The organism is uncultured Eudoraea sp. (genome assembly GCF_947258525.1).
Lineage (GTDB): Bacteria > Bacteroidota > Bacteroidia > Flavobacteriales > Flavobacteriaceae > Eudoraea.
On the sequence record NZ_CAMYIP010000043.1, the window covers coordinates 1 to 4,556 of the forward strand.

Here is a 4,556-nt window from a genome sequence, read left to right on the forward strand (position 1 = left end):
TCAAAAGTTGCTACGGCATTTGCCACTAGGGAAAGTGGTCTGCCAGAACCTCTGGCAGCTATATGGGAACCAGGTGGTTTGGCCGGATCCATAGATTATTTACAGCATGCGACTAGCAGCTGTCCGCGAAAATATTTGATTAATTCTGATATAAAATTAGTCTTCCCCAAGGATGATATTGTTCTTATGAATGCAAACTCAGAAGAAGACTATCGGGAAGTAATATCCAAACTAGAATCCATTTGAATTCAAATCGCTACATACGCCAGACTTCGCTTAAAGAATTTGGTCATAAATCGCAGGATTTATTACTAAAATCCCGTATTTTGGTAGTGGGAGCAGGCGGTCTGGGTATTCCTGTGCTTCAATATTTAAATGCAATGGGAATTGGAACCCTGGGAATTGTGGAGGGGGATAAAATAGAGATAACTAATCTGCAAAGACAGGTGATCTATGATGAAAAAGATATTGGAAAAGGAAAACTCGAAGTAGTTTTGGAACGCTTGAGTTCTCAAAATTCTGCAACGGATCTGATAGGGCATGATACCTTCCTGACCAAAGACAATGCACTGGAAATTCTTGCTGACTATGATGTTGTTGTAGACGCCACAGACAACTTCCCTACACGTTATCTTATTAACGATACCTGTGTTATCCTGGACAAACCTTTTGTATATGGAGCACTGCATGGATTTGAAGCTCAACTGAGTGTTTTTAATTACCAGGAGGGGCCAACTTACAGATGTTTGTTTCCTACTATGCCTTCCAGTGTGGAGATCCCGGATTGTAATATAAACGGGGTTCTTGGTGTTATTCCCGGTATTGTTGGTAGTTTACAAGCTTTGGAATAGATCAGTCATTTCTTAAAGTGAATTTTCCTCTTATTCCTGAGAACAAAAAAATTAAAGTGCTGGATAATTATTATTTGGATGAATGCGAATCAACCAATTCAATTTCTTCCGAGGAATTTTTTGAACTTTTAGAAAGTAGCGAGCCCATTCAGCTCATTGATGTAAGGTCAAAAGAAGAGTATGCACAAAATAATATAGCAAATTCCATAAATATTCCCTTTGAGAGCCTGGAAACTCGTATTCAGGAAATAGACCTTACTCTTCCCTTATATATTATTTGCCAATCTGGAATCAGAAGCAGAATTGCACAACAAAAGTTACTGAGACATAATAGCACATCGTTTATTTATAACATCTTGGGTGGAATAAATCAATATAATACATTACTCATTTAATTGTGAATAGCACCAGTATTTTGTTTTTTTTAAGGAGGGGTAATCATGGCATACAATTTTCTGATTTGCTATGATCTCTTTTTCAGATGCATATAATCATATTTTGAACCATAGTCAAGACTACGGAGAAGAAAGGGTGTCCCTAAAAAAGGCCGTTGGCAGGGTCCTGGCAACTGATATATATGCTGATCGGGATTTCCCACCATTTGATCGTGCTACCAAAGATGGAATAGCAATTAATTACAATGCCATTGAAAATGGCAGAAAAGCCTTTGATATTAAAGCAACAATTGCAGCAGGTCAAAGGACCTATAAATTTCTGGAAGAAGACCATTGTGTAGAAATCATGACAGGGGCTGTTGTTCCTTTTGAAGCGGATACTGTGGTCATGTATGAGGATATTACTATTGAACACGGAATAGCCAATCTCAATAAGGAAGTTCAAAGAGGGCAAAACATTCATGATAAAGGAAGTGACAAGAAAAAAGGTGAGTTGGTCCTTAACAAAAACACTAAAATAACAGCTGCCGAAGTTGGTGTATTGGCCTCGGTTGGAAAGTCTACTGTTGAAGTAAAAAAACTTCCCAGAATCGCTGTTATTTCTACAGGAAATGAACTGGTTGAAGTAGAAGACCATCCTTTGCCACATCAGATAAGAAAGTCAAATTCTTATTCTTTGTTTGCTGCGCTTTACGAAGAACAAATAGAGCCTTTGCTTTTGCATTTATCGGACGATAAAGACATGATAAGACAAAAATTAGCATATGTAATTCAGGAAATCGATGTTTTATTGTTGAGCGGAGGTGTATCAAAAGGGAAATTTGATTTTATTCCTAAGGTGCTCGAGGAATTAGGTGTGGAAAAAGTATTTCATGGTGTCTCTCAACGACCAGGTAAACCCTTCTGGTTTGGAATTTACAAAAATACGAATGCACTAATATTTTCTTTCCCCGGAAACCCAATATCCACTTTTGTAAATTATCATATTTATTTTAAACATTGGTTGCAAAAATCTTTAGGGCTCCCCATTCCTGAAGTCGAAGTCTTTTTGGAAGATGACATTACCATTAAAGGTAGCCTAACGCGCTTTCTTGGGGTGAAAATCCGATGGGTAAATGGGTTGTTAAGAGCCAGGTTAGTACCGGATAATGGTTCTGGAGACCTTACAAGTTTATCAAGATCGGACGGATTTATTAAATTAGATCCCAGGGAAGTACCTTATGCCACTGATGACAAAGTAACTTTTATAAACACCAGAACGCTTTTATAAATGACTCATGAATTAAAAAATATATTCGCCGCGTACAAAGCGCATCAACAAACAAGGGGTAAAGCAGTGCTGGCAACAGTTGTTGCGCTGGAAGGATCTTCTTATCGCCGTCCAGGTGTTCGGATGCTGCTCCTGGATAATGGAAAAATGGTTGGGGCGGTTAGTGGTGGTTGTGTAGAGAAAGAAATACAAAGACAGGCGGAAAGTGTTTTTGGCAGCGGAATACCAAAAATGATGACCTATGATGGTCGTTATCGCTTAGGATGTGAAGGAATTTTGTATATACTTATAGAACCATTTATACCTGATGAAACAGCTGTTAATACTTTTTGGCAGACCATTGAAGACAGGAAAACCTTTGAGCTGGAATCCCATTTCACCCGTCAGGAAAATAGCCACGAAGAATTGGGTACGCTTTTAAAAGTTGATACAAGTGAATTGGTTCTGAGACCCAATTATAAAACTAAATTAGGAGCCGAAGTATTTCAACAAAAACTAACCCCATGTTTTAAGTTAGTAATAATAGGTTCAGAACATGATGCCGTTCAATTATGTTCGTATGCTTCCATGACAGGATGGGAGGTTACTGTTATTACTTCACCATCTGAAGAAAAGGGAATAAATGACTTCCCAGGTGCCAAAGAATTCCATGCGCTATCGCCTGAAGAGTTTCAGCCACAAATGATAGATAATCAAACCGGAGTAGTATTAATGACCCATAGTTATGTGAAAGATCTTAAGTTTTTAGTCAGCCTAATGAATGTAACCCCAACTTATCTTGGATTATTAGGACCTTCATCGCGAAGAGAAAGGCTGTTAAATGAACTTGTGGAATACAACCTGGATATCTCAGATGACTTTTTTGAATCTATTTACGGGCCGGCCGGAATTAATATCGGTGCAGAGACACCTCAGGAAATCTCTATATCCATAATATCTGAAATCCTCGCTGTAATTCGTAAAAAAGACCCCATGCTTTTAAGGAATAAATTGGGTACAATTCATAATTAATGAGTTCTAAGGTTTCTATCTTAATACTTGCGGCAGGATCTTCCAGCAGAATGGGGAAAATAAAACAACTCTTACCATGGCAGGATTCTACACTTCTTGAACATACTATTAAAATATCCAAATTATCTAAGACTTGTGATGTAATTGTTGTCCTTGGTTCAAATGCCAGGTTAATTAAGGATACTATTAAAACGACTGAAGTAGTTCTTCTTGAAAATACTAAGTGGAAAGGTGGTTTAGCAACCTCAGTATCATGCGGTATTGACTATTTATTGAATTATAATAAAGAGTCTGATGCAGTACTTATTCTTCTTGCGGATCAGGCTTTAATGGATACTGAACATATTAATAAAATTATAGATTTATATAATTCAGGAGAAAGTGATCTTATTGGTACCAGATATGAGGATAAAATTGGGGTTCCGGCCTTATTTGAACATACCTATTTTCCTGATTTATTAAAATTAGATGGCGATCGAGGTGCTCAGCTATTTCTGCAAGGGCTTGGGGATAAGGTTTTAGGTTTGGACCCCGGGGGTAAAGCTTACGATGTTGACACTCTGGAAGATTACAATAGACTTTTAAAATTATCTGATCGCAAAAGTTAATTATATAGTATTTGTATAATTTGGGGATTAAATAATATGCCTCATAGAATTATAGTACATTTCCAACATCAAAAAAATAACTAAATGATTAATATTAAAAACTACTTACTTCCATTAATGCTTTTAGCTTTTTTATCTCAAGGCCATTCTCAGGAAATGAGTTTTGAAGAGTATAATCCGAAATCCACATTAGTTGTTACAGAAAACATCGTGGAAAAAGCCAGATATCCGTTTATTGATATTCACAGCCATCATTTCAAAATGGCTACACAGGACCTTTCGGAGTTGATTGCTTCTATGGATAATATGAATATGGCTGTTCTGGTTAATTTAAGCGGCGGCTCCGGGGAAGGTCTTAGAAATATGATGGATAACATAAACCGGAATTACCCCAACAGGTTCGTCGTTTTTGCCAATGTAA

At 37.3% G+C, this 4,556-nt stretch carries 5 protein-coding genes and 2 pseudogenes; all 7 read left to right on the forward strand.

What is annotated here, in order from left to right:
• Window positions 1–246 (forward strand): annotated as a pseudogene (locus Q0X89_RS02770) (molybdenum cofactor guanylyltransferase); the annotation flags it as partial.
• Window positions 243–851 (forward strand): HesA/MoeB/ThiF family protein, encoded by a 609-nt coding sequence (locus Q0X89_RS02775; RefSeq protein ID WP_297691083.1) that lies wholly within the window; start codon window positions 243–245, stop codon window positions 849–851. The pseudogene Q0X89_RS02770 and the gene Q0X89_RS02775, both read left to right, overlap by 4 nt.
• A 17-nt stretch (window positions 852–868) precedes the next feature.
• A complete protein-coding gene (locus Q0X89_RS02780; protein WP_297691084.1) occupies window positions 869–1,246 on the forward strand; it encodes a rhodanese-like domain-containing protein in 378 nt (125 codons plus the stop codon).
• Between the two features lie 70 nt (window positions 1,247–1,316).
• Window positions 1,317–2,516, forward strand: coding sequence for a molybdopterin molybdotransferase MoeA (locus tag Q0X89_RS02785; protein ID WP_297691085.1), 1,200 nt, complete (start codon window positions 1,317–1,319; stop codon window positions 2,514–2,516).
• Complete coding sequence (locus Q0X89_RS02790) at window positions 2,517–3,527, forward strand: XdhC family protein (protein ID WP_297691086.1); 1,011 nt, start codon at window positions 2,517–2,519, stop codon at window positions 3,525–3,527. It begins immediately after the preceding gene.
• The gene (locus tag Q0X89_RS02795) at window positions 3,527–4,135 is read left to right on the forward strand and encodes a nucleotidyltransferase family protein (RefSeq protein ID WP_297691087.1); all 609 of its coding nucleotides are present in this window, start codon (window positions 3,527–3,529) and stop codon (window positions 4,133–4,135) included. The genes Q0X89_RS02790 and Q0X89_RS02795 overlap by 1 nt, the downstream gene beginning before the upstream one ends.
• Window positions 4,136–4,219: 84 nt before the next feature.
• Window positions 4,220–4,556, forward strand: a pseudogene (locus Q0X89_RS02800) (amidohydrolase); the annotation flags it as partial.